Source organism: Streptomyces virginiae, from assembly GCF_040638905.1.
Lineage (GTDB): Bacteria > Actinomycetota > Actinomycetes > Streptomycetales > Streptomycetaceae > Streptomyces > Streptomyces virginiae_B.
Genome location: NZ_JBEZYV010000008.1, coordinates 1 through 26,732, shown reverse-complemented (window position 1 = coordinate 26,732; position 26,732 = coordinate 1). Strand labels below are relative to the sequence as shown.

Annotated in this window: 25 protein-coding genes; 13 read left to right on the top strand and 12 right to left on the bottom strand. The window is 73.0% G+C overall.

Features of this window, described 5'->3' with window-relative positions; genetic code table 11:
• Positions 1-100 precede the first annotated feature (100 nt).
• Entirely contained in the window at positions 101-685 is a 585-nt protein-coding gene (locus tag AB0F82_RS13650; RefSeq protein WP_362626701.1) for a M23 family metallopeptidase, read from the top strand.
• A 105-nt stretch (positions 686-790) separates the two neighbouring features.
• Here the strand turns inward: AB0F82_RS13650 and AB0F82_RS13645 are convergent, their stop codons facing one another.
• The 6 genes from AB0F82_RS13645 to AB0F82_RS13620 all read right to left on the bottom strand — a co-directional run bounded on the left by AB0F82_RS13645 (position 791) and on the right by AB0F82_RS13620 (position 6,647).
• Complete coding sequence (locus AB0F82_RS13645) at positions 791-1,951, bottom strand: LamG-like jellyroll fold domain-containing protein (protein WP_362626698.1); 1,161 nt, start codon at positions 1,949-1,951, stop codon at positions 791-793.
• Positions 1,952-2,005: 54 nt separating this feature from the next.
• Positions 2,006-3,346: a two-component system sensor histidine kinase CseC gene (gene cseC, locus AB0F82_RS13640; protein WP_362626695.1), complete on the bottom strand. Its 1,341-nt coding sequence runs from the start codon at positions 3,344-3,346 to the stop codon at positions 2,006-2,008.
• On the bottom strand, positions 3,343-4,056 hold the full coding sequence (gene cseB / locus AB0F82_RS13635) for a two-component system response regulator CseB (RefSeq protein WP_356810157.1): 714 nt from the start codon (positions 4,054-4,056) through the stop codon (positions 3,343-3,345). The genes cseC and cseB overlap by 4 nt, the downstream gene beginning before the upstream one ends.
• A 34-nt stretch (positions 4,057-4,090) precedes the next feature.
• Positions 4,091-4,732 carry a hypothetical protein gene (locus tag AB0F82_RS13630; RefSeq protein ID WP_362626692.1) on the bottom strand — a complete coding sequence of 214 codons (642 nt, stop codon included), beginning with the start codon at positions 4,730-4,732 and terminating at the stop codon, positions 4,091-4,093.
• 83 nt (positions 4,733-4,815) lie between these two features.
• Positions 4,816-5,382, bottom strand: coding sequence for a SigE family RNA polymerase sigma factor (locus AB0F82_RS13625; RefSeq protein WP_030027405.1), 567 nt, complete (start codon positions 5,380-5,382; stop codon positions 4,816-4,818).
• Positions 5,383-5,681: 299 nt separating this feature from the next.
• On the bottom strand, positions 5,682-6,647 hold the full coding sequence (locus AB0F82_RS13620) for an A/G-specific adenine glycosylase (RefSeq protein WP_362626689.1): 966 nt from the start codon (positions 6,645-6,647) through the stop codon (positions 5,682-5,684).
• 246 nt (positions 6,648-6,893) lie between these two features.
• Between AB0F82_RS13620 and AB0F82_RS13615 the strand changes: the two genes are divergently transcribed.
• Entirely contained in the window at positions 6,894-7,697 is an 804-nt protein-coding gene (locus AB0F82_RS13615) for a hypothetical protein (RefSeq protein WP_362626686.1), read from the top strand.
• A gap of 166 nt (positions 7,698-7,863) precedes the next feature.
• Here AB0F82_RS13615 and disA read toward each other — a convergent pair whose 3' ends face one another.
• The 3 genes from disA to radA form a co-directional block, all read right to left on the bottom strand.
• On the bottom strand, positions 7,864-8,988 hold the full coding sequence (disA, locus tag AB0F82_RS13610) for a DNA integrity scanning diadenylate cyclase DisA (protein ID WP_356810152.1): 1,125 nt from the start codon (positions 8,986-8,988) through the stop codon (positions 7,864-7,866).
• 81 nt (positions 8,989-9,069) lie between these two features.
• Complete coding sequence (locus AB0F82_RS13605) at positions 9,070-9,204, bottom strand: hypothetical protein (RefSeq protein WP_362626682.1); 135 nt, start codon at positions 9,202-9,204, stop codon at positions 9,070-9,072.
• Positions 9,205-9,233: 29 nt separating this feature from the next.
• Positions 9,234-10,652, bottom strand: a complete 1,419-nt coding sequence (gene radA, locus AB0F82_RS13600) for a DNA repair protein RadA (RefSeq protein WP_326475372.1) — start codon at positions 10,650-10,652, stop codon at positions 9,234-9,236.
• A 207-nt stretch (positions 10,653-10,859) separates the two neighbouring features.
• Here radA and AB0F82_RS13595 point away from each other — a divergent pair, with 207 nt between their 5' ends.
• On the top strand, positions 10,860-12,626 hold the full coding sequence (locus AB0F82_RS13595) for a BACON domain-containing protein (protein WP_362626679.1): 1,767 nt from the start codon (positions 10,860-10,862) through the stop codon (positions 12,624-12,626).
• A gap of 90 nt (positions 12,627-12,716) precedes the next feature.
• Here AB0F82_RS13595 and AB0F82_RS13590 read toward each other — a convergent pair whose 3' ends face one another.
• The gene (locus AB0F82_RS13590) at positions 12,717-13,517 is read right to left on the bottom strand and encodes a hypothetical protein (protein WP_436842092.1); all 801 of its coding nucleotides are present in this window, start codon (positions 13,515-13,517) and stop codon (positions 12,717-12,719) included.
• 135 nt (positions 13,518-13,652) lie between these two features.
• Here AB0F82_RS13590 and AB0F82_RS13585 point away from each other — a divergent pair, with 135 nt between their 5' ends.
• From AB0F82_RS13585 to ilvD, 5 genes are all read left to right on the top strand, one after another.
• On the top strand, positions 13,653-14,594 hold the full coding sequence (locus AB0F82_RS13585; protein ID WP_362626673.1) for a Ppx/GppA phosphatase family protein: 942 nt from the start codon (positions 13,653-13,655) through the stop codon (positions 14,592-14,594).
• A 373-nt stretch (positions 14,595-14,967) separates the two neighbouring features.
• Positions 14,968-15,618 (top strand): DUF7691 family protein, encoded by a 651-nt coding sequence (locus tag AB0F82_RS13580; protein ID WP_362626670.1) that lies wholly within the window; start codon positions 14,968-14,970, stop codon positions 15,616-15,618.
• Between the two features lie 68 nt (positions 15,619-15,686).
• The gene (locus AB0F82_RS13575) at positions 15,687-16,514 is read left to right on the top strand and encodes a sugar phosphate isomerase/epimerase family protein (protein ID WP_362626667.1); all 828 of its coding nucleotides are present in this window, start codon (positions 15,687-15,689) and stop codon (positions 16,512-16,514) included.
• Positions 16,511-17,131, top strand: a complete 621-nt coding sequence (locus tag AB0F82_RS13570; RefSeq protein ID WP_362626664.1) for a TetR family transcriptional regulator — start codon at positions 16,511-16,513, stop codon at positions 17,129-17,131. The genes AB0F82_RS13575 and AB0F82_RS13570 overlap by 4 nt, the downstream gene beginning before the upstream one ends.
• A gap of 125 nt (positions 17,132-17,256) precedes the next feature.
• The gene (ilvD, locus tag AB0F82_RS13565) at positions 17,257-19,107 is read left to right on the top strand and encodes a dihydroxy-acid dehydratase (RefSeq protein WP_356815487.1); all 1,851 of its coding nucleotides are present in this window, start codon (positions 17,257-17,259) and stop codon (positions 19,105-19,107) included.
• A gap of 106 nt (positions 19,108-19,213) precedes the next feature.
• Here ilvD and AB0F82_RS13560 read toward each other — a convergent pair whose 3' ends face one another.
• A complete protein-coding gene (locus AB0F82_RS13560; protein WP_362626661.1) occupies positions 19,214-21,358 on the bottom strand; it encodes a protein kinase domain-containing protein in 2,145 nt (714 codons plus the stop codon).
• A gap of 106 nt (positions 21,359-21,464) precedes the next feature.
• On the opposite strand from AB0F82_RS13560, the gene AB0F82_RS13555 reads away from it, so the two are divergent.
• The 5 genes from AB0F82_RS13555 to proC all read left to right on the top strand — a co-directional run bounded on the left by AB0F82_RS13555 (position 21,465) and on the right by proC (position 25,001).
• Positions 21,465-21,767, top strand: a complete 303-nt coding sequence (locus AB0F82_RS13555) for an SH3 domain-containing protein (RefSeq protein WP_362626658.1) — start codon at positions 21,465-21,467, stop codon at positions 21,765-21,767.
• A gap of 99 nt (positions 21,768-21,866) precedes the next feature.
• Positions 21,867-22,460 carry a hypothetical protein gene (locus tag AB0F82_RS13550; protein ID WP_436842086.1) on the top strand — a complete coding sequence of 198 codons (594 nt, stop codon included), beginning with the start codon at positions 21,867-21,869 and terminating at the stop codon, positions 22,458-22,460.
• Between the two features lie 84 nt (positions 22,461-22,544).
• A complete protein-coding gene (locus AB0F82_RS13545; protein WP_362626655.1) occupies positions 22,545-23,345 on the top strand; it encodes an ABC transporter ATP-binding protein in 801 nt (266 codons plus the stop codon).
• The gene (locus AB0F82_RS13540) at positions 23,342-24,079 is read left to right on the top strand and encodes an ABC transporter permease (protein WP_362626652.1); all 738 of its coding nucleotides are present in this window, start codon (positions 23,342-23,344) and stop codon (positions 24,077-24,079) included. The genes AB0F82_RS13545 and AB0F82_RS13540 overlap by 4 nt, the downstream gene beginning before the upstream one ends.
• Positions 24,080-24,191: 112 nt before the next feature.
• Complete coding sequence (gene proC / locus AB0F82_RS13535) at positions 24,192-25,001, top strand: pyrroline-5-carboxylate reductase (protein WP_356815480.1); 810 nt, start codon at positions 24,192-24,194, stop codon at positions 24,999-25,001.
• Positions 25,002-25,053: 52 nt separating this feature from the next.
• On the opposite strand, the gene trpS is transcribed toward proC, so the two are convergent.
• Positions 25,054-26,052, bottom strand: a complete 999-nt coding sequence (gene trpS / locus AB0F82_RS13530) for a tryptophan--tRNA ligase (protein ID WP_362626648.1) — start codon at positions 26,050-26,052, stop codon at positions 25,054-25,056.
• Between the last annotated feature and the right edge of the window lie 680 nt (positions 26,053-26,732).

Here is a 26,732-nt window from a genome sequence, read left to right as displayed (position 1 = left end):
CCAAAGATGAGCCAACCCGGCACATGGCTGAGCGTGCCGGGTCACTTCATGCCCGAGATGGGCGTAATCGCCCACATCCCCGGCCCCGGAGGTCTGCTCTATGTCCGCGAAGCGCGTCATCACCCGTTCTACCCGTATCACCGTCGGCGCAACCCTCGGTGCTGTGCTGGCTCTCGGGGCCGGGACGACCGCCGCCTTCGCCGACGCCCCGCAGACGGCTCCCGCCGCCACCGCCGACGTCGCCGCTGCGGCGAAGAAGAAGGCCGGCCTCTGGGACAAGCCGCTGGAGAAGTACACGCTGTCCGCGACCTTCGGCAAGGGCGGCAGCATGTGGGCCCGCAAGCACTCCGGCCAGGACTTCGCCGTCCCGGTCGGCACCCCGGTCAAGGCCGCCGCCGCCGGCGTCGTCGTCAAGGCCGGCCCGAACGGTGGCGGCGACGGCCCCGCCTACGGCAACGCCATCGTGATCAAGCACGCGAACAACACGTACTCGCAGTACGCGCACCTGTCGAAGATCAAGGTCAAGGTCGGCCAGAAGGTCTCCGTCAAGCAGCGCATCGCCCTGTCCGGCAACACCGGCAACTCCAGCGGCCCGCACCTGCACTTCGAGATCCGCACCACCCCGAACTACGGCTCGGCCCTCAACCCGGTGTCCTTCCTGCGCACCAACGGCGTCAGCATCTGACCTGCGCCACACGCACCGTCACCGACGCCGACCGGCCCCCGTGGCCGGTCGGCGTCGTCGTGTCCGGCCGAGGCCGTCCCGTCCGGTCGGGTCAGGTCGGGTCGGTCAGGTCAGCAGCCAGGCGTGGGCCGGCTTCGGCGCCGGGCCGAGCTTGCCCTCCTTGTACGCGGCGGCCTGCTCCGCCGAGAAGGCCGCGTTGTAGATCTTGATGTTGTGCAGCGCGCCCTGCCACGGGCCCGTCCAGATGTTGTGGTGCTTGGACCGGCCGAGCTGGAGCGGGCCGGGAGCCTGCCAGATGGCCGGAACCTCGGTCTCACCGGCCTTCTTGCCGTCCACGTAGAGGGCGATGTTCTTCCTCTCCGCGTCGTACGTGGCCATCACCAGGGTCGGTGTCTTGAGGATGGTGAGCCCCTCGGCGGCGACGGTCTTCGTGGTCGCCGCGGCGCCCTTGTCGCCCGTCTGCACCCGGAAGATCCACGCCTGCTTGCCGTTCACCTCGTTCACGCCGAGCTCGAACGAGAAGGACTCCCCGTCGCCCTGGCTCATGACGATCCGCGAGCCCTTGGTGGCGGAGCTGTAGGCGCGCGCCGTGATCGTGAAGCTCTTGGTGACGTCGACGACGGGCTCGGCGGACTGCCCCCACGAGTTCCCGTTGCCCTTGCCGACGACCTGGAAGCGCTTGCCCAGCGGGCCGACCTTGAGGTCGGGGCCCAGCCGGATGCCCGTGGAGCCGTAGCTGTCACGCAGCAGGGTGTCGTCACCCGCGACGGTGGCCGTGTAGGCCGCCGGCGACTTCGAGTCCTCCGGTTCCGGTGAGGCGGACGCCGAGGGCTGGGCGTTCGTCCCCTCCGGGCCGTCGCCGTCGCCGGCCAGCAGGAAGAACGTCCCACCACCGGCCAGCAGCGCCAGTACGGTCACCCCGCCGACCAGCGCCCACCGCTTCTTCTTGCGTCGTGCGGCCTCGGAACGGTCGGCCATGGCCTCCCAGTCCGGCTGCTCCGACGCGCCGGGTATGTCCGGACCGGCCAGCCGCGTGAAGCCCGGCTGGGCCGGGGCCGGGGCGGGCGCCGGCTGCCACGGCTGCCCTTGCGCGTCCTGCTGGTACGGGTTCGGCTGCTGCCCGGACTGCGGATAGCCGTAGCCGCCGCCTCCGGACGGGTAGCCGTAACCGCTCTGGGCGGGCGGTCCCGGCGGGAACCCGTATCCGCCGCTGCCGTGGGCGGGCTCGGGCTGCGGGCTGCTCGGGGGATTCGTGCCGTCGGTCATGGCACGGAGCCTAAGACACGCACCCGTGCGCGGGCACGGCCCGGTCCCCGTCCGTCAGCCCTGAGGCGGCTTCAGTACCGGGAAGCTGCCCGTCGCCGTCGGCGCGTGCTCCGGCAGCCACAGCACCGCGACCGCCCCGGCCGCCGCGCCGACGGGCGCGCCCGCCGCCGTCGGCGAGCGGTCCAGGACACCGGGAGCCGCCACGTTGCGGAAGGTCAACCGGGCGCCCAGCACCCGCGCCTGGCCCTCCGCGATGGTCAGCCCCAGCCCGTGCCCCACACCCGCGCGGTCCGTCGACCCGGTACGGAACCGGCTCGGCCCCTCGCGCAGCAGCGCCTCGGGGAAACCCGGCCCGTGGTCGCGGACCCGTACGACCCGGCCCTCGACGTCGACCTGGATCGGCGGCCGCCCGTACCGGGCGGCGTTGGCGAGCAGGTTGCCCAGGATCCGCTCCAGCCGCCGCGGGTCGGTGCTCACGACCTCGTCCGCGACGATCCGTACGGTCGCCTCCGGCATCAGCACCCTCACGCGCCGGCTCACGAACTCGCCCAGTGCCACGTCCTGGAGCTCCGCCCGCTCCGAGGCGCTGTCCAGCCGGGCCACCTCCAGCACGTCCTCGACGAGGGCGCGCAGCGCCTGCGCCCGGTCCCGGACCAGCTCCGTCGGCCGCCCCGGGGGCAGCAGTTCCGCGGCGGTGAGCAGGCCCGTCACCGGGGTCCGCAGCTCGTGCGCGATGTCCGCGGTCACCCGCTGCTCGGCCTCCAGCCGCTGCTGGAGGGCATCGGCCATGGCGTCCACGGCCCGCGCGAGATCGTCCGTCTCGTCACGGACGACACCGCCGACCGCGTCCCGCACCCTTACGTCGGGATCGCCGTGGGCGACCCGCTGCGCGGCGGCGGCCGCCTTGCGCAGCCGGCGCGAGATCTGCCCGCCGATGAGGACGCCGAGCGCCGATCCGCCGATGACGGCGGCGAGTCCGCCGACGACGAGGGCCCGGTCGAGGTCCGGGAGCAGATCGGCGCTCTCCCGGAACGGCGTGTGCAGCGAGAGCACCTGCCCGTTGCCGAGCGGTACGGCGGCCCACACCTCGGGCACGCCGTGCGGCCGCTCCTGGATATAGGTGCCGCGCCGGCCCGACTGCGCCTTCTGCCTCAGTTCCGCGGGCAGTTCGGGATCGTTGACCTTGGCCCCCATGGGGGGCTTGCGCCCGGCGTCGGCATTGCGGGAGATGAACTGCACGCGCTCCAGCTGGACTTCGCGCGCGCTCCCCAGCATCGACACGCGGGCAGCGCTGTGCACCACCAGACTCAGCGCGATCGTGACGAGGGCGCCCACGGCTGCGATGGCGAGTGTGATCTTCCAGCGGATCCCCGTGCGGAGGGTGAACCGTCTCATGCCTTGAGTTTGTATCCGAAGCCTCGGACCGTTTCGATCCGGTCCTGTCCGATCTTGGTGCGCAGGCGCTGGACGTGGACGTCCACGACGCGGGTGTCGCCGCCCCAGTCGTAGTCCCAGACCCGCTCCAGGAGCCGGTCACGGGACAGCACGGTGCCGGGTGCGGAGGAGAACTCGAGCAGCAGCCGCATCTCGGTCGGCGTCAGGGCCACGTTGGCACCCGATCTGCGGACCTCCATGCCCTCGGTGTCCACCTCCAGGTCGCCGAAGGACAGCACGCCGCGCTCGGCGTCCGGGCCGTCGTCGAGGGCGCCACCAGCGCCGTTCTGGGGGCCGCCGGAGTGGTCGAAGCGGCGCAGCACGGCGCGGATCCGGGCGACGAGCACCGAGCCGTCGAAGGGCTTGGTGACGTAGTCGTCGGCGCCCGCCTCCAGGCCCAGCACCACGTCGATGCTGTCGGCGCGCGCCGACAGCATGATCACGGGGACGGTGGACTCGTCGCGGATGCGGCGGCACAGGCTCACGCCGTCCATGCCCGGGACCATCACGTCCAGCAGGGCGATGTCGGGCCGGCGCGCGCGGAAGGACTCCAGGCCGGACAAGCCGTCGGGCATGGCCGTGACCACGAACCCGTCGCGCTCCAGCGCCAGGGTCGTTGCCTCACGGATGACGTCGTCGTCCTCCACGAACAGGACATGGGTCTCGGCCATGCGCAAGCCTCGCCTCGTTCTTCTTGCTCAGTGCTCAGTTCTTCTGACTCGTGGCCGGGGCCGGCTGGGCGCCGCCGTCGACCACGTTGCTGTACTCCGAGTGCACCCGGTCCTGCTCGGTGAACTTCTCCCCGTTCCAGCGGTACGTGATCACGTCCTCGCCCGACGGATAGGCGAGCGCGTCGCTCTTTCCGTAGACCTGCTTCGTGACCACCAGGTCGCCCCGGTCGATCTCCGCGTAGACGGGTGGCCGCTCGTCCGCGAACACATTCTCGTACTCGGCGCCGTCCGCCCGGTACACGTAGGTGCCGCGGCCCAGGGCGTCGGCGCAGGACAGGACGTTCACGACGATGTCTGCGACCGGGCCGCCGGTGACCTTCCCGTAGCTCACGTCCACCGGGTACTCCTTGCCCGTGCAGGGCTTGAGGTCCCGCTTGACGTCGGTGCTGACCTTGGGGTCCGCCATGAGCAGCCTGACCGGGTCCACCTTCTTCAGGGGCGTGCCGGACGGGGAGGCCGACGCCGAGTCGCCGTCGGCCGGGGACGAGCCGGGCGGCGCGGTCCTGGCGACGGTGTCGGTGCGGGCGGGGCCGCCGTCACGCAGGCCGGTCCCGCCGGTCGCGCAACCGACCGCGAACACGGCAGTGCCGACGAGGACGATCGTCCCCGCCGACACCAGCACCAGATTGCCCCGACCCCCGAATACGGACCGACCGCCGAATACGGGGGGAGAGCTCCTGCCGTTCAGATCTTGGCCGTTCAGGCCGCGCACCGCTCACGCCCCTCGTACCGCATGGTGTGGTCACCGCGCTCCAGCGCACGCATGTCCAGGTCTCGGCTCTCCAGCTCCTGCCGGAGGCGGGCCAGGGCGCGGTGCAGAGTGCTCTTCACGGTTCCCGCCGACATCCCGAGCGCCGCGGCCGTCTCCTCGGTGCTCATCTGCTCCCAGTGTCGCAGGACGACCACACTGCGCTGCTTGGGCGCGAGCACCTTGAGGATGTCCATCAGCAGGGCGCGGTCGGCGCGCTGGTCGGAGCCGTCCTCGACGGACGCGTCGGGGAGCTGCTCGGTGGGGACCTCTTCGAGCTTGCGGGCGCGCCACCACTCGGTACGGGTGTTGATCATGACCCGGCGGAGGTAGGCGTCGGCCAGGGACTTGTCGGCGATGCCGTCCCACCGGCCGTACGTGCGCACGAGGGCCGTCTGGAGGAGGTCCTGGGCGTCGGTGGGGTCCGGGACCAGGCGTCGGGCACTGCGCAGGAGGGCGTCCTGCCGGGTGCGTACGTACTCCTCGAACCCGAGTACCTCGCCATGCGCCTGCACCATTTCAGACCGCCTCCGTTCCCGTCCGACCGCTCCACCGCTGGCTTACGGGGACGACGGTACGGAGGGGTTGTCACGGGCCTGTGCGAGCAAGCCTTCGGTGGGAGCACGGACACCCATAGGTTGTGTAACAGCGCCCGTGAGCTGGGGTTTGGCGGCCACAAGCGGAATCCCTGACTCAGCTTCAGGTGCGGCTACGGGCGGTTCCCGACCGGTGCACGGTCCGTTCCCCACCCGCCCCGGCCGGCCCCCGGACCGGGCCCGCGGCCTGCCACCGCGGCCTGCTGTCGCGGCCTTGCCGGTCACGCCCCGGGCCGGGTCTGCGGCAGCCGGTAGAGGCCGCCGTCGAGGGGCTCCACCAGTCCGTCCGAGACCAGCCCGTCGAGGGCGCGCGCCCGCTGCACCGGTTCGTTCCACACCGTGTCGAGCACGGCCTGCGGAACGGGCCCCACCGCCTCCCGCAGGACGGCCAGGAGCTTGCCGCGCACCTGCCGGTCGGTCCCCGCGTACGTCTGTCCGCGCCGCGGCGGCCCGTCGTGCGCCGGCTTCCCCGCCAGCCGCCACGCGCACAGCCCGGCCACCGGGCAGCGGACGCAGTCCGGGCTCTTGGCGGTGCACACGAGCGCGCCGAGCTCCATCGAGGCCGCCGCCCAGCGCGCCGCGGTGGACTCGTCCTCGGGCAGCAGCTCGCGCGCCAGACGCCGTTCGGCGGCCGTTGTCGCGTTCGGCGGGTACTCGACACCGGTGGCGGCGCGCGCGAAGACCCGCCGGACGTTGGTGTCGAGGACGGCGTGCCGCTGCCCGTACGCGAACGAGGCCACCGCCGCGGCGGTGTACTCGCCCACCCCGGGCAGCGCGAGGAGCTGCGCGTGCTCCTGCGGTACGTCGCCCCCGTGGCGCTCCGTTATCGCGGCGGCCGCACCGTGCAGCCGCAGGGCCCGGCGCGGGTAGCCGAGCCGCCCCCAGGCCCGTACGGCCTCGCCGGGGGCCTCGGCGGCCAGGTCGGTGGGGCTGGGCCAGCGGGCGATCCACTGCTCGTAGACCGGCAGGACCCGGCTGACCGGTGTCTGCTGGAGCATGAACTCGCTGACCATGACGCCCCAGGGGCCGGCCTCGGGGCGGCGCCAGGGCAGGTCGCGGGCGTGCTGCTCGAACCACGCGATGACGGGGGAGTGCAGCGCGTGGGAGGGGCCGGCGGACGCGCAGGCGGTCAGGTCGCGGGACACGTCCGGGGACACGTCGGGGGAGGAAGAGGGGGATGCAGTCATGGCATACGGCATCCTGGCACGTTTCGGACCCCGGAGCCCGACTTGCCGTCCGGACCGGGCCCGCGGGAGAAGCCGAAGGCGTCCATGGTCACCGAACGTACACAAACCGGATTAATCTCCATGTCAGCCCTTTGGCCGGTTCTCACCGCCTCCGCTTCGGCCCGCAGGATGATCATCGGCAAATCGAGTGCGATGCGCGGCATGTGGGGCACTGATCGGGCCGCGAACTCTCGTAAAGTTCCCTCCGTGGGATCTCTGCGCAATCCGGTCGGGCCGCTCCCCTCCTCCATCTACTGGCGACGGAGGGCTGTGCTGGCGTCCGTCGTCGCGCTCCTCGCGCTCCTCGCCGTATGGACCGTCAGTTCCGGTGGGGGGAAGACGAGTACGAACGGAAAGGGCGAGGGCCGTCCCGACCCCGTCACCTCGATCACTCCAGGCCCGTCCGGCACGGGCCCCGCCATCAGCGCCGCGCCCGGCGGGCGCCCCGAGTCCGGCGGCGGGACCAGCGGGTCCGAAGGCGGCTCCGGCGGCGGTGCGGGCAAGAACGGCGAACCGGGCACCGGCGCGGGCGCGGGCGGGGGTTCGGGCTCCGCCGGCAGCGGCGGCGCGGGCGGTCCGGCGGCGGTCCCCGCCGACTCCCCGCTCCCCACGTGCGCGGCGAGCGCGCTGCAGTGGGAGGTCAAGAGCGCGAAGAACGAGTACGAGGCGAACGAGAAGCCCCGCCTCGAACTGATCGCCCGCAACACCTCCGGAACCACCTGCAAGGTCGATCTTGGCCCGAAGCAGGCGGTCCTGACCATCCTTCAGGCGAGTAACAACAAGGCGGTGTGGTCCTCGGCGGACTGCCCGACGGGCGCGGGCAACGCCTTCTTCCGCCTCCCGGCGCAGGGCGAGACCAAGCATGCGCTGGACTGGGACCGCAGGTTCAGTGCGGCCGACCAGTGCCAGTCGCCTCCGGCGGGGTCGGCCGCTCCGGACACCTACGTCGTCGAGGTCAAGTCCCCCGGCATGCCGGTCGCCCGGACCTCATTCGTCCTCAAGCAGGACTGACGTCCGGGCCGGCGCCCTCGGCAGCGGCCGAGCCCCCAGGCAGCGGCGCGCGCACTACCCAGCCCCGCCCCGCCGGGGGTTCGAGACGCGGGGTGGAGCCCCAGGAGCGGCGCGCGCGCCCAACGGGCAACGGACCCGAGACGGGTCGGCCGAGCAGAGCCGCAGGCTAGACGTACCGCTCCAGGATCGACGACTCCGCCAGCCGTGACAGCCCCTCGCGGACGCTCCGCGCACGCGCCTCGCCCACGCCGTCCACCGTCTGCAGGTCGTCGACGCTCGCGGCGAGCAGCTTCTGCAGGCCGCCGAAGTGCTCCACCAGCCGCTCGATGATCGCGCCCGGCAGCCGCGGTACCTTCGCCAGCAGCCGGTAGCCGCGGGGCGACACCGCCGAGTCCAGCGTCTCGGGCGAGCCGGTGTACCCCAGCGCCCGCGCCACGATGGGCAGTTCCAGCAGCTCCGGGTGGGTCAGCGCGTCCAGTTCCGCCAGCGCCTCGTCCACCGTGCGGGAACGCTTCGCCGTCGGCTCGGGCACGTAGTCCCGGATGACCAGCTCCCGCTCCTGCTCGATCCCCACCGTCAGCTCGTCCAGCTGGAGGGACAGCAGTCGCCCGTCCGTGCCCAGTTCGACCACGTACTCGGCGATCTCGGTCGCGATCCGGCGGACCATTTCCAGCCGCTGCCCGACCGCCGTCACGTCGCGCACCGTGACCAGGTCCTCGATCTCCAGCGCCGACAGCGTGCCGGCGACCTCGTCGAGGCGGAGCTTGTACCGCTCCAGCGTGGCCAGCGCCTGGTTCGCGCGCGACAGGATCGCCCCGGACTCCTCCAGGACCCGCCGCTCCCCGTCCACGTACAGGGCGATCAGCCGCATCGACTGCGACACGGACACCACCGGGAAGCCGCACTGCTTGGAGACGCGGTCGGCCGTGCGGTGCCGCGTGCCCGTCTCCTCCGTGGGGATCGACGCGTCCGGCACCAGCTGCACGCCGGCCCGCAGGATCTTGGTGAGGTCCTTGTCGAGGATGAGCGCGCCGTCGAGCTTGCACAGCTCGCGCAGCCTGGTCGCGGTGAACTCCACGTCCAGGACGAAGCCGCCCGTACACATCGCCTCGACGGCCTTGTCCATGCCGAGGACGATGAGGCCGCCGGTGTTGCCCCGGACGATCCGCTCAAGGCCGTCGCGCAGTGGCTGACCAGGTGCGACCGCGCTCAGCGAGGCGCGCATGAGCGCGTCGTGCTTGGAGCTCGCGCCGGACTTCCCGGGTGCTGATGCCCCGTCCTTGGCTGCCACTGCACTCCTCCGGTCGCGGGTTGCGCCGCCCAGCGCGGGGGCACGAGGACGTGCGTACGGCCGGGCGGACCAGCACAAAGTCTACCGGCGCGCGCTGCGGCCCCGCCGTGGCTTGGCCAGGTACCGCCCGGCGGCGGCCCGTACGGGCCCCCTGACCAGCGCGGCGACCGGTCGGTCGGCCGGGTCGATCATGACGGGTCCGCTCGGTTCGATCATGGTCGGAGGCGGCGCGCCCGGAGCGGGGTCTACTCGGCGGCCGCCGCCCGCTCCTTGGCCGGTGTACGGGAGCGCCCGCGCGGCAGGACCCGTAGCGCGTCGCCCATGTCGGCGACCTCGGTGACCTTCATCCCGGGCGGCACCTTGCCCGGGTCCGCCGGCACCAGCGCGTGCGTGAAGCCCAGCCGGTGCGCCTCCGCCAGCCGCCGCTGCACGCCCGTCACCCGCCGCACCTCGCCGGCCAGGCCGACCTCGCCGATGGCCACCAGGTTCTTCGGGAGCGGGACGTCACTGGCGGCGGAGGCCAGCGCGAGCGCGATCGCCAGGTCCGCGGCGGGCTCGGTGAGCTTCACCCCGCCCACGGTGGCGCTGTAGATGTCGCGCTTGCCGAGGGCCGTGATCCGGCCGCGCTGCTCCAGTACCGCCAGCATCATCGAGACGCGCGAGGTCTCCAGGCCGGAGGTGGTCCGCCGGGGGGAGGGGATCTGCGAGTCCACGGTCAGCGCCTGCACCTCGGCGACCAGCGGCCGCTTCCCCTCCAGGGTCACGGTCAGGCAGGTCCCCGGAACGGCCTCGGCGCGCCGGGTCAGGAACAGTCCGCTCGGGTCGGCGAGCCCGGTGATCCCCTCGTCGTGCAGCTCGAAGCAGCCGACCTCGTCGGTCGCTCCGTACCGGTTCTTCACGCCGCGCACGAGCCGCAGCCGCGCGTGCCGGTCGCCCTCGAAGCTCAGCACCACGTCGACGAGGTGCTCCAGCAGGCGGGGACCGGCGATGGCGCCGTCCTTGGTGACGTGGCCCACCAGGAGGGTGGCCATGCCCCGCTCCTTGGAGGCCCTGATCAGCGCGCCCGCCACCTCGCGCACCTGGGCCATGCCGCCGGGTGCGCCGTCGATCTCGGGGGAGGCGACGGTCTGTACGGAGTCCAGGACCAGAAGGGACGGCTTCACGGCGTCGAGGTGCCCGAGCACCGCCGACAGGTCGGTCTCGGCGGCGAGGTACAGGTGGTCGCTCAGCGCCTTGATGCGGTCGGCCCGCAGCCGCACCTGGCTCGCCGATTCCTCACCTGTGACGTACAGCGTGCGGTGCGCGTCGCTGGAGGCCTTCGCGGCGACGTCCAGCAGCAGCGTCGACTTGCCCACGCCGGGCTCGCCGGCCAGCAGCACGACGGCGCCGGGCACGAGCCCGCCGCCCAGGACGCGGTCCAGCTCGTCCACACCGGTGCTGCGCGCGGTCGCCGTCCGCCCGTCGACCTGGGCGATCGGCAGTGCGGCGGTCGAGACCCGGCCGGCCGCGGTGGTCCGTACGGCGGGCGCCCCCATCTCCTCGACGGTGCCCCAGGCCTGGCACTCGGGGCACCGGCCGAGCCACTTGGCCGTCGTCCAGCCGCATTCGGTGCAGCGGTAGGACGGACGGTCCTTGGCGGATGAACGAGCAGTGCGGGCAGCCATGGCGCCCACGGTAGCCGCCCGCACCGACAGCCCGGGCCGCGGTGCGGGCCCGGCCCCCCCGGCGCCGGGGACGGCCGGGGGCGCCCCCGGCGGCGGGACCGCCCACGTCAGGCCCGCCGTCAGTGTGTCAACGATCTGTTCACCCATAAGGGCTAAAACCGGGGAAGGCTTCCAGGGCGCCACCGGCGCGCCGCCTACGGTCGCCAGGTGAACAGCAGCGACCAGGCACCACCCTCACCGCGCACCGGCGCACACCGGGCGCACGGGCGCACGCACCAAGAAGAGGAGCCGCCGCGCCCCTTCCGGCACGAGCCGTATCTCGACGGCCTGTTCACCTACTGCCTGTCGGTCCTGTGCGATCACGACACCGCGACCGACGTGCTCGGCGACGTCCTCGCCGTGGCCGAGCGGCATCCCGGCCGCTGCCCCGACGAGGGCGACAGACGGGCCTGGCTCTACGCGCTCGCCCGCTGGGGCTGCCTGCGCCGCTTGGCCGAGCAGCGGCGCGTAAGCCAGGGAGCGCATTCCGCTCGGCGTGCGCCGGAGCACACCGCGCGCAACAGTGCGCCGGGGGGCGCAGCGGATGACGGCCCGGCCGTGGACGCCCATCGGCAGATCGACGTCAGTGCCTACCGCCGCACCGAGCTGGCCCGTCTGGCGTGGCCGGAGGCCGCGGGGACCACGCCCGCGCAGCGCGAGGCACTCGAACTCGCCGTCCGCCACCGCCTCGGCGTCCCCGAACTCGCCGCCGTCCTGGGCACACCCGCCGCCGCCGCCCGGGAGCTCCTGACCGGTGCCGCCTGCGAGGTGGAGCGCACCCGCGCGGCCCTCGCCGTCGTCGAGACCGGCAGCTGCCCCAGCGTCTCCCAGCTCACCGGCCGCGACGCGGACGGCAACGGCGGCGACGGCGACGTGCTGCTGTCCAGCACCCTGCGCGCCGAACTCGTCCGCCACGTCGACGACTGCCCCCGGTGCCGGCGCGTCGCCGAACGGGTGGGCGCCGCCGCCCCCTGGCCGGGCTCGGGCGGCGTCAACACCGCCGCACTGCCCCTCGTGCCCGCCCCCCGCACCGCGGTCCACGCGGCGATGCTCCGCTCCGGCCGGGGCCGCGGCCCCGGCCCGCGCTTCGACCGCACCGGCTTCCCGATGGACCCCAAGGACCGCGCCGCCCGCCGCGACCGGCTGCGCGCCCGCGCCGTGACCACCACCGTCGTGGCCACCGTCGTCGCGGCCCCGGTCCTGGCGCTGTGGGCCTCGTACCGCGGCGAGCACGGCACCGGCGACTCCGTCGGCAACGGCTCCACCCGTATCTCCGCGAGCGAGACCGAGCTGCCGACCGCCCGGATCGACGGCCGCCCGCTCACCGCCTACGAGAACACCGGGAACGCCACCGGCACCACCAGCGGCCCCGACTTCGCCGAGAGCAGCGACTCCTCCGACGTCTCCGTCGAGGTGATCAGCACCGGCCCGCCCGCGACCCCCGACCACGCCGGCGCCCGCGGTCACCTCTCCGTGGCCGCGTCCTCGCGGGGCGCACTCACCCTGCTCACCCTCACCGCCTCGGGCGGCGCCCCGGTGGACTGGCGGCTCTGGTCCGACGCGCCCTGGCTGCGCGCGAGCCGCACCGCGGGCACGCTCGCGCCCGGAGAATCGGTCACCCTACGCATCGCAGTGGATGCCGAGGCGCAGCCCGTCGGCGCCTGGACCGCCCGGGTCGGGGTCGACCCGACGGGTGCGGTGGTCTCCATCCGCGGCCGCGGCCGGCCCGCCTCGACGCCGACCCCGCAGCCGACGCAGCCCGCGAGCCCGTCGCCGACGCCGGACCAGACGCAGGGGCCGGCACCGACGCCCGCCCCGACGGAGCCGACGATCCCGCCGCCGTCCCCGACGCCCGCGCCGTCCCCGACGGACGGCACAGGCGGAACGGCTTCCCCGGCGCCCGACCCCGCACCGTCGGGACCCGCGGGCGGCTGACGTCGTAGCGTCGGGATCCGCGGGGAGCCGACGTCGTACCGTCGGGACCCGCGGGCGGCCGACGTCGCAGCGCCGACGGCTCCGCTCCGTCTACGGAGCCGGGTCCGCGGGGTGCGGAGCCATCGGCAGCAGCGACGCCAGCCGGGCCTCGCACAGCTGCACCAGCGCCTCGTACCCCTCCTTGCCCATCAGCTCCGTCAGCTCGGCGCGGTACGACACGTACACCGGGTCCCCGGCGCCGTGCGCGGACGTCGCCGACGTGCACCACCAGTGCAGGTCGTGGCCGCCGGGGCCCCAGCCGCGACGGTCGTACTCGCCGATCGACACCTGCAGCACCCGGGTGTCGTCGGGCCGGTCGATCCAGTCGTACGTCCGGCGGATCGGCAGCTGCCAGCAGACGTCCGGCTTGGTCTCCAGCGGCTCCCGGCCCTCCCTCAGGGCGAGGATGTGGAGCGAGCAGCCGGCCCCGGCGGGGAAGCCGGGCCGGTTCAGGAAGATGCACGCGCCGTCCCAGCGGCGGGTCTGCCTCTCCCCGTCGTCGTCGTTCTGCGTCCACCCGCTCTCGCTGCCGACGTCGTGGAACTGCCACAGCTCGGGCGTCAGCCGGGCCACGTTCTGCGCGACGCGCTTCTCGTCGTCCTCGTCGGAGAAGTGCGCGCCGAGCGTGCAGCAGCCGTCCGAGGCCCGGCCCGCCTGGATGCCCTGGCAGCCGCTGCCGAAGATGCAGGTCCAACGGGAGGTGAGCCAGGTCAGGTCACAGCGGAAGACCTGCTCGTCGTCGGCGGGGTCGGGGAACTCCACCCAGGCCCGGGGGAAGTCGAGCCCCTTCTCGTCAGCCACGGCCTTGCCCTTCCCGGCCTTGCCGCCCTTGGCGCTGCCCGTGCTCTTGATCGGGTTCTTGCCTGAGTCCTTGCCCGTGTCCTTCTGCGACCGGGTCTTGTTGGCCTTCTTCGTATGTGGCACAAACCCAAGCCTAAGCGCCCCTTACTCAACCCCCGAGTGTTCCTCGCAGTAGCGTTTCCCCCTATGAGACTCGGTGTCCTTGATGTGGGTTCGAATACGGTCCATCTGCTGGTGGTGGACGCGCACCCCGGTGCGCGCCCGCAGCCCGCGCACTCGCACAAGGTGGAGATAAGGCTGGCGGAGCTCCTCGACGGCGCCGGCGCCGTCACCCCCGCGGGCGTCGAGCGGCTCCTCTCGGTCGTCAACGAAGCGGTACAGGCCGCCGAGGACAAGGGCTGCGAGGACGTCCTGCCCTTCGCGACCAGCGCGGTGCGCGAGGCCACGAACGCGGACGAGGTCCTGGCCCGGGTCAAGGCCGAGACCGGCGTCGACCTGCCGGTGCTGAGCGGCGAGGACGAGGCGCGGCTCACCTTCCTCGCCGCCCGCCGCTGGTTCGGCTGGTCCGCCGGGAAGCTGCTGCTCCTGGACATCGGCGGCGGCTCCCTGGAGATCGCGTACGGCATCGACGAGGACCCGGACGCGGCCGTTTCGCTCCCGCTGGGCGCGGGCCGCCTCACCGCGGGCTGGCTGCCGGGCGACCCGCCGGACGCCGTCGACGTCCGGGCGCTGCGGCGGCACGTGCGGACGGAGATCGCCCGGACGGTCCGCGAGTTCAGCCGCTTCGGGGCCCCGGACCACGTGGTGGCGACGTCGAAGACGTTCAAGCAGCTGGCCCGCATCGCGGGCGCGGCCCGCTCGGCCGACGGCCTGTACGTGCAGCGCGACCTCAGCCGCAAGGCCCTGGAGGAATGGGTGCCGCGCCTGGCCGCGATGACGACGGCCCAGCGCTCCACCCTCCCGGGAGTCTCGGAGGGCCGGGCGAACCAGCTCCTGGCGGGCGCGCTGGTGGCCGAGGCCACGATGGACCTCTTCGGCGTCGACGAGCTGGAGATCTGCCCCTGGGCCCTGCGCGAGGGCGTCATCCTCCGCCGCCTGGACCACCTCCCGACCGCGGCGCCGGCGTAGGGGGTACGGGGGGCTTCGCGCGCGGGGCGGTGCGTGTCTGCGCGTGTACGGGTACACACGCACTCGGCGCCTTCACCCCCGCGGCTTCCACCGCTCTCCGTCGGTGGCTGCCCACCCGCCCCCGGCGGCGGCGGGGCGGATGCCGGTCGTCTGCCGGGCGGGGGCTTCGGTGGGTCGGTCTGCCGGGGCGGTGTCGTAGATGGGCCGGGGGTTTCCCGTCAGTCCCATCGTCTCTCCGTGTCGGACCGGTCCCTCAAGGGCGCTCCCTTCGGTCGCGTCTTGAAACCCATTCCCGCTCCGCTCCGAGGTCCTGAGCGGACGATAGGGGCCGCCACCGACAAGGCTGTCGGTGGCGACTGGCAGGCTGGTGACCATGAGTCACAACATCTCGTACTCGACGGCGGACAAGGCCGACGTGCTGGCCTACCTCGGCAGCAAGGGCGATCTCACGGCGGATCAGCTGCGCCGGCTGGAGATCATGCGCAGGAACGCCCGGGCCTACCAGGACGGTCTCGACCGTCAGGGTGTGGAGTGGGGACTGTCCATCCCCGACGCCCTTGAGCACCTCATCGCCGGGCACACCGACTCGGACGCGGACTGCGCCGGCAACGCGTACACCACCGCCCTGCAGTTCGTCATCGACTGCAACTCCTCGGACGACTCCCACCTGGGCACCTACTCCATGCCCAGCACCTTCTTCGGCCTGGTCGACGAGGAGATGCGCCGCCTCGGCGTGCCCGCCGACCTGCTGCCGCACGGGTTCCTCTACGGCGGGCCGCCCGACGAATTCCCGTCCATCCCCTGGTCGGTGGACGGCTACCCGGCCATCGGGCATCTGCCGCTCGCGAAGACCAGGGCAGCGGCCGACGCGTACCGGGCCGTCCTGGGCCGGATGGACCCGGACTTCCACTACGACGTGCAGGAGCTCATCGACAAGCTCGACGTCGAGCACGAGGAGTGGGAGCGCGCGACGAGGGACCTCGACTGGTACACCCAGGACACGCTCTTCTTCCGGCTCGTCTGACGGCCGGAACCGGGCCCACGTGGCGGCCGTCACGTACCGGGCGGGCGCGGGCCCCGTACCCTGTCCCCGTGGCAGAACCCGTCCGCATCCCCACCGCGAAGGTCGCCCTGTCCACCGCCTCCGTCTATCCGGAGTCCACGGCGACCGCCTTCGAGATCGCCGCACGCCTCGGATACGACGGCGTCGAGGTGATGGTGTGGACGGATCCGGTCAGCCAGGACATCGACGCGCTGCGCCGCCTGTCGGACCAGCACCAGGTGCCGATCCTCGCCGTCCACGCGCCGTGCCTGCTGATCACCCAGCGGGTGTGGTCCACCGATCCGTGGGTCAAGCTCCAGCGCGCCCGGTCGGCGGCCGAGAAGCTCGGCGCGTCCACCGTCGTCGTGCATCCGCCGTTCCGGTGGCAGCGCCAGTACGCGCGCGACTTCGTCTCCGGTATCTGGCGGATGGCCGAGGAGACCGACGTCCGGTTCGCCGTGGAGAACATGTATCCCTGGCGGTACCGCGACCGCGAGATGCTCGCCTACGCCCCCGAGTGGGACGTGACGAAGGACGACTACCGGCACTTCACCGTCGACCTGTCGCACACCGCGACGGCCCGCACGGACGCGACCGCGATGATCGACCGGATGGGGGAGCGGCTCGCCCACGTGCACCTCGCCGACGGGAACGGATCGGCGAAGGACGAGCACCTGGTGCCGGGGCGCGGTACGCAGCCCTGCGCCGAACTGCTGGAACGCCTCGCCCGGAGCTTCTTCGACGGCCACGTGGTCATCGAGGTCAACACGCGGCGTGCGATGTCCTCCGCCGAGCGCGAGGCCGACCTCGCCGAGGCGCTGGCCTTCACCCGCCTGCACCTGGCCACCGCCGGGCGCGACCGGGCCCGCCGGCTGTGACCGGGGAGCGCGCGCCGCGCCGCCGGGGCCCTGGGCGGCCCCGCCAGGACGAGGCCGAGGGGGGGCCGGGCACCCAGGAGCGCATCCGGCTCGCCGCCCGTGAGGTCTTCGCGGAGCGCGGCTACGACAAGACGTCCGTGCGCGGCATCGCGAAGGTCGCCGGCGTGGACCCGGCGCTGGTACACCACTACTTCGGCAGCAAGGACGACCTGTTCGCCGCGGCCATCGAGATGAGCATGGAGCCGGCCCTGGTGGTCCCGGCCGTCATCGGCGAGGGGCCCGACGGCATCGGCGAGCGCCTCGCCCGCTACTTCCTCGGGGTCTGGGAGAACCCGGTCACCCGGGCCCCGCTGCTCGCCGTGATCCGGTCCGCCCTCACGCACGAGGCAGCCGCGAAGGTGCTGCGCGGGCTGGTGCTGCGCAGGGTCCTGGAGCGCGTCGCCGCCGACCTGGACGTGCCCGATCCGACCTTCCGCGCCGAGCTCGCGGCCTCCCACATGGTCGGCATCGCGATCCTGCGCTACGTCCTGCGGGTCGAGCCCCTCGCGTCCGCGGACCCGGAGGACATCGTGGCCCTCGTGGCCCCTACGCTTCAGCGGTACCTGACCGAGGACTGAGCCGCCCGTCCCGCCATGCGGACACGCCGTCCGGATCGCGGGCGGTGGGCGTAGCCTCGTAGCTGAGCCATATCCGCAGTCGCGGCTGACCGTACAGCCAGCCGTACTCATGGGGAGTGAACCGCATGCCCGAGCTGAGGTCCCGCACCGTCACCCACGGCCGCAACATGGCGGGTGCCCGCGCCCTGATGCGCGCGTCGGGCGTAGCGAGCGAGGACATCGGCAAGCCGATCATCGCGGTCGCCAACTCCTTCACCGAGTTCGTCCCCGGTCACACGCACCTGGCGCCCGTCGGCCGGATCGTCTCCGACGCCATCCGCGCGGCCGGTGCGATCCCCCGCGAGTTCAACACGATCGCCGTCGACGACGGCATCGCGATGGGCCACGGCGGCATGCTCTACTCCCTGCCGTCCCGCGACCTGATCGCGGACAGCGTGGAGTACATGGTCGAGGCGCACTGCGCCGACGCCCTGATCTGCATCTCCAACTGCGACAAGATCACCCCCGGCATGCTGATGGCCGCCATGCGCCTCAACATCCCGGCCGTGTTCGTCTCCGGCGGCCCGATGGAGGCCGGCCAGGCCATCCTCGTCGACGGCACCGTCCGCAAGCTGGACCTGATCGACGCCATGGTGGACGCCTCCAACGAGAACGTCTCCGACGAGGACGTGCTCCGCATCGAGGAGAACGCCTGTCCCACCTGCGGCTCGTGTTCCGGCATGTTCACCGCCAACTCGATGAACTGCCTCGCCGAGGCCATCGGCCTGGCCCTCCCTGGCAACGGCTCGGTCCTCGCCACGCACACCGCCCGCCGCGCCCTGTACGAGGACGCCGGCCGCACGGTCGTGGAGATCACCAAGCGGTACTACGGGGACGGCGACGAGTCCGTGCTGCCCCGCAACATCGCCACCCGCGAGGCCTTCGAGAACGCCATGGCCCTCGACATCGCCATGGGCGGCTCCACCAACACGATCCTGCACCTGCTGGCCGCCGCGCAGGAGGCGGGCCTGGAGTACGACCTCAAGGACATCGACGCCGTCTCGCGCCGCGTCCCCTGCCTGGCCAAGGTCGCCCCGAACGTCGCGCCCGGCGGCACGTACTACATGGAGGACGTGCACCGCGCCGGCGGCATCCCCGCCATCCTCGGCGAACTGCACCGCGGCGGGCTCCTCAACAAGGACGTGACGACCGTCCACTCCGCGGGCCTGGAGGACTGGCTGGCGCAGTGGGACGCCCGCTCCGGCACGGCGAGCGACACGGCGATGGAGCTGTGGCACGCGGCCCCCGGCTGCAAGCGCTCCGCGAGCGCCTTCTCCCAGTCCGAGCGCTGGGACACCCTCGACCTCGACGCCGAGGGCGGCTGCATCCGCTCCGTGCAGCACGCGTACTCCAAGGACGGCGGCCTGGCCGTCCTGCGCGGCAACATCGCCGTCGACGGCTGCGTCGTGAAGACGGCCGGCGTCGACGAGTCGATCTGGACCTTCGAGGGCCCGGCGGTCGTCTGCGAGTCTCAGGACGAGGCCGTGGACAAGATCCTGCGCAAGGAGGTCAAGGCGGGCGACGTCGTCGTCATCCGCTACGAGGGCCCGCGCGGCGGCCCCGGCATGCAGGAGATGCTCTACCCGACGTCCTTCCTCAAGGGTCGTGGCCTCGGCAAGGTCTGCGCGCTGGTGACGGACGGCCGCTTCTCCGGCGGCACCTCCGGCCTGTCCATCGGCCACGCCTCCCCGGAGGCGGCGTCCGGCGGCGACATCGCCGTCGTCGAGGACGGCGACCGCATCCGCATCGACATCCCGAACCGGTCCATCGAGATCCTCGTCGACGACGCCACCCTGGCAGCCCGCCACGAGGCCCTCGGCGGCGTCTACGCCCCGAAGAACCGCGAGCGCAAGGTCTCCGCGGCCCTGCGCGCCTACGCCGCGATGGCCACCAGCGCCGACAAGGGCGCGGTCCGCGACGTCACCCGGCTGGGCTGACCCGGCCCCCTGCGGCAGCGACGCCCCCGCACCGCGCCGGTGCGGGGGCGCCCGCGTTTCACCCCGGCGCCCCCGCGCTCACCACCGGGCCGGCGCGCCCCCGCGCTCACCACCGGGCCGGATCGCCCGCGTCCACCGCGAACACCGAGCCGTCGGGCGCACCCGCGAACACCCGCCCGCCCCCGGCCACCGGCGCGGGCAGCGTCGAGGCGTACGTGTCCTTGCCGTCGGCCATCCGCGGCCTGGTCTGGCCCGCCGGCCGGCCGTCGGCGGCGTCGACGGCCAGCAGCCGGCCGTCCGGCGCCGTCAGGAGGACCCGGCCGCCGGCGAGCACCGGGCGCGAGGCCACCGTCACGCCCGTCTCCAGCCGCCACCGCTCCTTCTCGGCCCCGACCGCGACCAGCGCACCGGAGGTCCCGAACAGGTACGTGACCCCGTCCCGGTCCACCGCCGCCTCCGCGTCATACAGCGGCGCCGTGAGCCGCACCCGCTGTGCCGTGTGCGCCGCGAGATCGGCGCGCACGACGGCGGTGGTCCGGCCGGACGCGTCGACCTCCATCAGGTACAGGCCGCCCTGCGCCGCCCCGACCGGCCGCAGCCGCCCCGCCGTACGGAACTGCCGGCCGACGGTCCCGGTCGCCGGATCGACCGCGGCGAGATGTGTGGAACCGCCGCCGTCGGGCGTCGCCGCGTACAGCTCGGGCGCGCCGCCTCCCTCCGGCCCGCCGCCGGTCCACCACACGGAGCCGACCCCGCCGATCTGCCGGGTCCAGCGCGTCGTCCCGGCGGCCGCGTCCAGTGCGCTGATGCTGCCGTGGGTGCCCACCAACAGCACCTGCGCGCCCGCGGCCACCGCCTGCGAACCGGCGGGGAGCCGGTGCCGCCAGCGCTCGGCCCCCGTGGCCGGGTCCAGTGCCTGGAGCGTCTCGCTGCCCGGCACCACGACGAGGACCCGTCCGCCGGCGTGCAGGGGCGCGCCCGCGGTCGCCGCCCCCTTCGCCGGGGCGGTCGCGGACGCCTCCAGACTCCACACCGCGCTGCCGTCCACGGGGTCCAGCCGGGCCGCGGCGAGGCCCGGTGCGGCGCAGTACAGGGCCTCCGCCTGCCAGGAGCAGGCGCCGATCCGGCTGCCCGTACCGGGCTTGCCCAGCGGGACCGACCAGGGAGTGAAGGCCTTCGCCGGCGCCGGATCCGACATTCCCGCGATCTGGGCGGGCGACGACCCGGCGGCCGGCCCGAAGCGCAGGTAGCCGCCTACGGCGCCCCCCGCGAGCAGCAGCCCGACCCCGGCCGCGACGGCGAGGCGCCCCGGCCGCCGGCGCGGGGCCCGGGGCTCCGGCCCGGCGGGGGCCCGCTCCCTGCGGTGGGTGAGCAGCTCGGCGCCGTCGGGCCGGCGCGGCCGGGGGATGAAGGCCTGGGTGTCCTCGGAGGTCGGGTACGCGACCGCCCGCATCTCGGCGATCAGCTCCGCGGCGGTGGGCCGCTCCTGCGGATCCTTGGCCAGACACCGTTCGACGAGCGGTACGAGCCCGCGCGGCAGCCCGGTCAGATCGGGCTCGCTGTGCACCACCTGGTACGCCACCAGGTAGTGGCTGTCGGAGTCGAAGGGCCCGCGGCCCGTCGCCGCGTGCACGAGCACAGCGCCCAGGGCGAAGACGTCCGCTGCGGTCCCCACCTCGCGGGGCCGCTGGAACTGCTCGGGCGCCATGAACGGCGGCGTCCCGATCAGCTTCCCGGTCTCGGTCCGCAGGTCGCTGTCCGCCGGTCGCGAGATCCCGAAGTCGATGACGCGCACGCCGTCGGGCGCCATGAGCACGTTGCTCGGCTTGAGGTCCCGGTGGACCACGCCCGCCCGGTGGATGTCCCGCAGCGCCTCCGCCAGGCCGGCGGCGAGCCGGGTCAGCTCGGTGCGGTCCAGCACCCGCTCCCGTACCCGCTCGGCGAGCGTCGGCGCGTCGATGAACAGGGTGGCCATCCAAGGCCGTTCGGCATCGGGGTCGGCGTCCACGACGGGTGCGGTGAACGCCCCGCTCACCCTGCGCGCGGCCGCGACCTCCTGCCGGAAGCGGGCCCGGAACTCCGGGTCCACCGCGTGCTCGGCATGCACGATCTTGACGGCGAGTTTCAGCCCCGAGCCGGAGGTGGCGAGGTGGACGACGCCCATCCCTCCGGAGCCGAGCACCGATTCGAGCCGGTACTGCCCGGCGTACTCCGGAAAGCCCGCGTAGTCGTCCGCGCGCAGCGAATGCACCGCTCACCACCCCCGCCGGAGCCTAGTCGATGACGCTTACGCATCTCCAAGGTCCTGCTACCCTGCGCGAGTTGCGCACGGCAACGCCCATGGGGGGAGATTTCGCATGTCGGTGGAGAACGATTCGAGCCAAGTCCAGAGCGTGGCTTCCGGCTCCGGCTACCCGTCCTACCCGGTCGCTCCCGGCTACCGGCTGAACGTCCGCAGCGGTCCCGGCACGAACCACTCGGTGATCGACGTCCTGCCGCTCGGCGCGACCGTCACGCTGCGCTGCCAGACCGAGGGCACCACGGTGTCCGGACCGTACGGCACGACCGACATCTGGGACTGCATCGGCAACGGCCGGTTCGTCTCCGACGCGTACGTGCGGACCGGCAGCGACGGCTTCGTGGTCACGCACTGCGGCTGACCGCGGTCCCGGCGGAACCACCCCGTACGTCGCGTACGACCCGTCTGACACGTGAGACACACCCGGCCCGACCGGCCCGGCGGGGGGATAATCGCTGCTGTGAGCGACGACCAGCGAGACCAGACCCCCGCCGAGCAGGCTGCCGGCGCGGCTGCCCCGGCCCGCGCGGCCTCGGCCGCCACCGCGTCCGCCTCCGGCTCCGCCTCCGCGCCTACGGTCCCCACCGGCCCGCAGCCCGAGCCGATCCGGTACTTCGGCACCACCTGGCTGAACCACGAGAGCGGCTACGGCCTGCGCCGCGCCGGCCTCGCCGTCGGCTCCCTGGCCACGGCCACCGCCGCCGCCGTGCTGCTCCGCCTCTCCTACGAGGGCCTGGAGATCGGCAACGTCGGCCCCTTCCTCAGCATCTCCGTCGTCGTCCTCTTCGCGATCGCCAGCTCCATCGCCTTCATGAAGACCTGGGACTCCTACAACCGGCGCCCGGCACCGTCCTCCGACGAGGCCGCCCTCAAGGGCCTCAAGACGATCGGTTTCATCGGTTCCCTCATCGCCTACTCACTGCGCTGCCTGGTCGAGGCCCCCGGCGAGAAGCTCCGCCGCGCCGAGTACGAGCGCGCCCTGGCCGACTACGGGCGCCGCCGCAGCACCCGTACGGGGAACCCGGCCGCCCGCCGCCCCAAGCGCAAGAAGTAGGCCGCAGGCCGGCGGGGGCCTTCCGCACCCCGCCCGGCTCCCCGGTGATTGACGCCCGGCACCGCCAGGAGCATTATTCATCACATGATGAATAAGCAGGCCGGTGAAGCACCGGCCGCCGCCGTGCACGCCCATGGCCTCACCGTCCGCCGCGGCACCGGCCGCACCCCGCGCACCGTCATCGACGACATCGCCTTCGACGTCCCCCGCGGCCGCATCACCGGCCTCCTCGGCCCTTCCGGCTGCGGCAAATCCACCCTCCTGCGCGCCATCGTCGGCACCCAGGCGCACGTCACCGGCACCCTCGACGTCCTCGGCCACCCCGCCGGCCACCCCGACCTGCGCTCCCGCATCGGCTACGTCACCCAGGCACCCTCCGTCTACGACGACCTCACCGTCCGCCAGAACCTCGACTACTTCGCCGCGGTCCTCGACCCCGGCCGGGCCGCCGCCGCCCGCCGCACCGACGCCGTGGACCGCGCCATCACCGACGTCGACCTCACCAGCCGGGCAGGCGCCCTCGCCGGCAACCTCTCCGGCGGCCAGCGCAGCCGCGTCTCCCTCGCCGTAGCCCTGCTCGGCACCCCCGAACTGCTGGTCCTCGACGAACCCACCGTCGGACTCGACCCCGTCCTGCGCCGCGACCTGTGGAACCTCTTCCACGACATCGCCGCCACCCGCGGCGCCACGATCCTCGTCTCCTCCCACGTCATGGACGAAGCAGAGCGCTGCCACAACCTGCTCCTCATGCGCGAAGGCCGCATCCTCGCCCAGGACACCCCCGACGCCCTGCGCACCCGCACCCGCTCCGCCACCGTCGAGGAGGGCTTCCTCCGCCTCGTCGACCAGGCCGGCGCCCTTCCCGCCCAGGAGCAGACCCGATGAACACCGCCCGCACCGCCGCCACCGCCGCCCGCGTCCTGCGCCAGCTCCGCCACGACCCGCGCTCCATCGCCCTTATGGTCCTGGTGCCCGTCCTGATGCTCACCCTGCTGCGCTTCGTCTTCGACGGCAGCCCCCGCACCTTCGACAGCATCGGCGCGTCACTCCTCGGGATCTTCCCCCTCATCACCATGTTCCTGGTGACCTCCATCGCCACCCTGCGCGAACGCACCTCCGGAACCCTCGAACGCCTCCTCGCCATGCCCCTGGGCAAGGGCGACCTCATCGCCGGCTACGCCCTCGCCTTCGGCGCCGTCGCCGTCGTCCAGTCCCTCCTCGCCACCGGCCTCGCCCTCTGGGTCCTCGGCCTCGACGTCGTCGGCTCCCCCTGGCTGCTCCTCCTCGTCGCGCTCCTCGACGCCCTCCTCGGCACCGCCCTCGGCCTCTTCGTCTCGGCCTTCGCGGCCTCCGAATTCCAGGCAGTCCAGTTCATGCCGGCGGTGATCTTCCCCCAGCTGCTCCTGTGCGGCCTCTTCGCGGCCCGCGACACCATGCACCCCGTACTCGAAGGCATCTCCGACGTCCTGCCCATGTCCTACGCCGTCGACGGCATGACCCAGGTCCTCACCCACACCGACATGACCGCCGACTTCGTCCGCGACGCCGTGATCGTCGCCGCCTGCGCCCTGCTCGTACTCGCCCTCGGCGCCGCCACCCTCCGCCGCCGGACCCCCTGACCGCACTGCGGACACCGCGGCCCCGCTCCCCACCCGGGTGCAAGGATGAGGACGCGTACGCGTACGCCTACGCAGCCCAGGCGGAAGAACAGTTCGGCGAGGTGAATCGGGCATGACCCAGACAGTCGCAGTCCTCGGTACCGGCAAGATCGGCGAGGCCCTGCTCAGCGGAATGATCCGCGGCGGCTGGCCCGCCTCCAAGCTCCTCGTCACCGCGCGCCGCAGCGAGCGAGCCGAGGAGCTCCGCACCCGCTACGGCGTCGAGGCCGTCTCCAACGCCGAGGCCGCCAAGCGCGCCGACACCCTGATCCTCACCGTCAAACCCCAGGACATGGCCAAGCTCCTCGACGAGCTCGCCCCGCACGTCCCCGCCGACCGGCTGGTCATCAGCGGCGCCGCCGGCGTCCCCACCTCCTTCTTCGAAGAGCGCCTCAGCCCCGGCACCCCCGTCGTGCGCGTCATGACGAACACCCCCGCCCTCGTCGACGAGGCCATGTCCGTCATCTCCGCCGGCAGCCACGCCACCGCCGAGCACCTCGCCCACACCGAGGAGATCTTCGGCGGCGTCGGCAAGACCCTGCGCGTCCCCGAGTCCCAGCAGGACGCGGCCACCGCCCTCTCCGGCTCCGGACCGGCGTACTTCTACTTCCTCGTCGAAGCCATGACCGACGCCGGCATCCTCCTCGGCCTGCCCCGCGCCCAGGCCCACGACCTCATCGTCCAGGCCGCCATCGGCGCGGCGGTGATGCTCCGCGACAGCGGCGAACACCCCGTCAAGCTCCGCGAGGCCGTCACCTCCCCCGCCGGCACGACCATCAACGCGATCGTCGAGCTGGAGAAGCACGGCGTACGCGCCGCCCTGATCGCCGCCCTCGAAGCCGCCCGCGACCGCAGCCGCGAGCTCGCCTCCGGCAACAGCTGAACCACCGGTACGGGCCCCGCCGCGGCGGGGCCCGTACCCGTCGTACCCCCGGCTACGGCGCGAGCAGCCCGATCGCCTCGTACGCCCGGTCCACCACGGGCCGCGCCAGCTCCCTGGCCCGCGCCGCGCCCTCCCGCAACGCCTTGTCCACCTGCGCGGGATCGGCCGCCAGCTCCGCGTGCCGCTCCTGCAACGGCCGCAGCAGCTCGACCACCGCGTCGGCGACGTCCCGCTTCAGCGCCCCGTACCCGTCGTACCCGTCCGCCAGGACGGCCGGATCACCGCCGGTGCACGCCGCCAGGACGTCCAGCAGGTTCGCCACCCCGGGCCGTGCCTGCCGGTCGTAGACCACCGCACCGTCCCCGCTGTCGGTGACAGCCCGCATCACCTTCTTGCGCACCACCCCGGGCTCGTCGAGCAGATAGACGATCCCCGAACCGTTCGCGTGCGACTTGCCCATCTTCGACGTCGGATCCTGCAGGTCCATGACCCGCGCGGCCACCGACGGAAGGGTGGCCCTGGGAACGGTGAAGGTGTGCCCGTAGCGCTGGTTGAAGCGCACCGCCAGGTCCCGGGTCAGCTCGACGTGCTGCCGCTGGTCCTCGCCGACCGGCACCTCCCCGGCCCCGTACGCCAGGATGTCCGCGGCCATCAGCACCGGATAGGTGAGCAGGGAGAGCCGCACGCCCTCGCCGGACGCCTGCGCCTTCGCAGCCTTCTCCTTGTACTGGATCATCCGCCGCAGCTCCCCGTCGGTCGCCGTGCACTCCAGCAGGTAGGCGAGCCGCGTGTGCTCGTCGACGTGGCTCTGTACGAAGAGGGTGCAGCGCTGGGGCTCCAGCCCGGCGGCCATCAGCAGCGTCGCCGCCTGCCGGCTCAGCCTCCGTACGCGCGCCGGCTCGTGCTCGACGGTCAACGCGTGCAGGTCGACGACGCAGAACAGGGCGTCGTCCGGCTCCTGGTGGGCCGCGACCCACTGCCGGACCGCACCCAGGTAGTTCCCCAGGGTCATGTGACCGGTCGGCTTGATCCCGCTGAAGATCCTCGTCATGTCCTGCTCTCCCTGTGAATGCGTGAGTGGAGTCGGGTCACCGTCTCGGGCGGCCGGGCCACTCCCCGGAGGGAGAAAACAGAACGGCCGCCGGGGCGGCGGCCGTGAGCGCATGCGTGCTCGCGTGGAAGGTCGGCCGCCGTCAGGCGGCCCACCAGCGAAGGCTGAGCGTGAGCGCATGCGTAGTCATGGGAGCCAGCGTAGACCTCCGGGGATGAGGACGGGGTGACTTTCTCTCGCCCCGCGCGGCGGCGGTCAGCAGGGGTTGACACGGGTGTGCCCGGTCCGTAAGGTTCTTCGAGTTGTCCGACGTGAGCGCCGACCCCGGTCGGTCCCCGGACAGCCATTCCGCACTACACATTCGAACGAACGACGCATTTTGCCGTCTCGTTTTCATGCGTATTTGCGAATGAGGAATCCGTGTCCGAGGACGCCGTCGCCGATTAGGTTCGGGGACGAGGAATCCGCTACTGTCTCACTCGCCGCAAGGGCCAACAGCCCAAGCGGCACAACCCGCTGACCGGGAGTCAGGCCCGAAAGGATCTGATAGAGTCGGCACCGCCGGAAAGGGAAACGCGAAAGCGAGAACCTGGAAAGCGCCGAGGAAATCGGACACGAAAGAGTCTGATAGAGTCGGAAACGCAAGACAGCAGAACGAAAGCCCGGAGGAAAGCCCGCGA

Coding starts and splice junctions, on each gene's coding strand:
- AB0F82_RS13540 (WP_362626652.1), top strand. CDS start 23,342: ATGAACACCGCCCGCACCGCCGCCACCGCCGCCCGCGTCCTGCGCCAG.
- trpS (WP_362626648.1), bottom strand. CDS start 26,052: ATGACGAGGATCTTCAGCGGGATCAAGCCGACCGGTCACATGACCCTG.
- radA (WP_326475372.1), bottom strand. CDS start 10,652: ATGGCTGCCCGCACTGCTCGTTCATCCGCCAAGGACCGTCCGTCCTAC.
- AB0F82_RS13625 (WP_030027405.1), bottom strand. CDS start 5,382: ATGGTGCAGGCGCATGGCGAGGTACTCGGGTTCGAGGAGTACGTACGC.
- cseC (WP_362626695.1), bottom strand. CDS start 3,346: ATGAGACGGTTCACCCTCCGCACGGGGATCCGCTGGAAGATCACACTC.
- cseB (WP_356810157.1), bottom strand. CDS start 4,056: ATGGCCGAGACCCATGTCCTGTTCGTGGAGGACGACGACGTCATCCGT.
- AB0F82_RS13620 (WP_362626689.1), bottom strand. CDS start 6,647: ATGACTGCATCCCCCTCTTCCTCCCCCGACGTGTCCCCGGACGTGTCC.
- AB0F82_RS13555 (WP_362626658.1), top strand. CDS start 21,465: ATGTCGGTGGAGAACGATTCGAGCCAAGTCCAGAGCGTGGCTTCCGGC.
- AB0F82_RS13605 (WP_362626682.1), bottom strand. CDS start 9,204: ATGATCGAACCGAGCGGACCCGTCATGATCGACCCGGCCGACCGACCG.
- proC (WP_356815480.1), top strand. CDS start 24,192: ATGACCCAGACAGTCGCAGTCCTCGGTACCGGCAAGATCGGCGAGGCC.
- AB0F82_RS13580 (WP_362626670.1), top strand. CDS start 14,968: ATGAGTCACAACATCTCGTACTCGACGGCGGACAAGGCCGACGTGCTG.
- ilvD (WP_356815487.1), top strand. CDS start 17,257: ATGCCCGAGCTGAGGTCCCGCACCGTCACCCACGGCCGCAACATGGCG.
- AB0F82_RS13545 (WP_362626655.1), top strand. CDS start 22,545: ATGATGAATAAGCAGGCCGGTGAAGCACCGGCCGCCGCCGTGCACGCC.
- AB0F82_RS13645 (WP_362626698.1), bottom strand. CDS start 1,951: ATGACCGACGGCACGAATCCCCCGAGCAGCCCGCAGCCCGAGCCCGCC.
- AB0F82_RS13650 (WP_362626701.1), top strand. CDS start 101: ATGTCCGCGAAGCGCGTCATCACCCGTTCTACCCGTATCACCGTCGGC.
- AB0F82_RS13585 (WP_362626673.1), top strand. CDS start 13,653: ATGAGACTCGGTGTCCTTGATGTGGGTTCGAATACGGTCCATCTGCTG.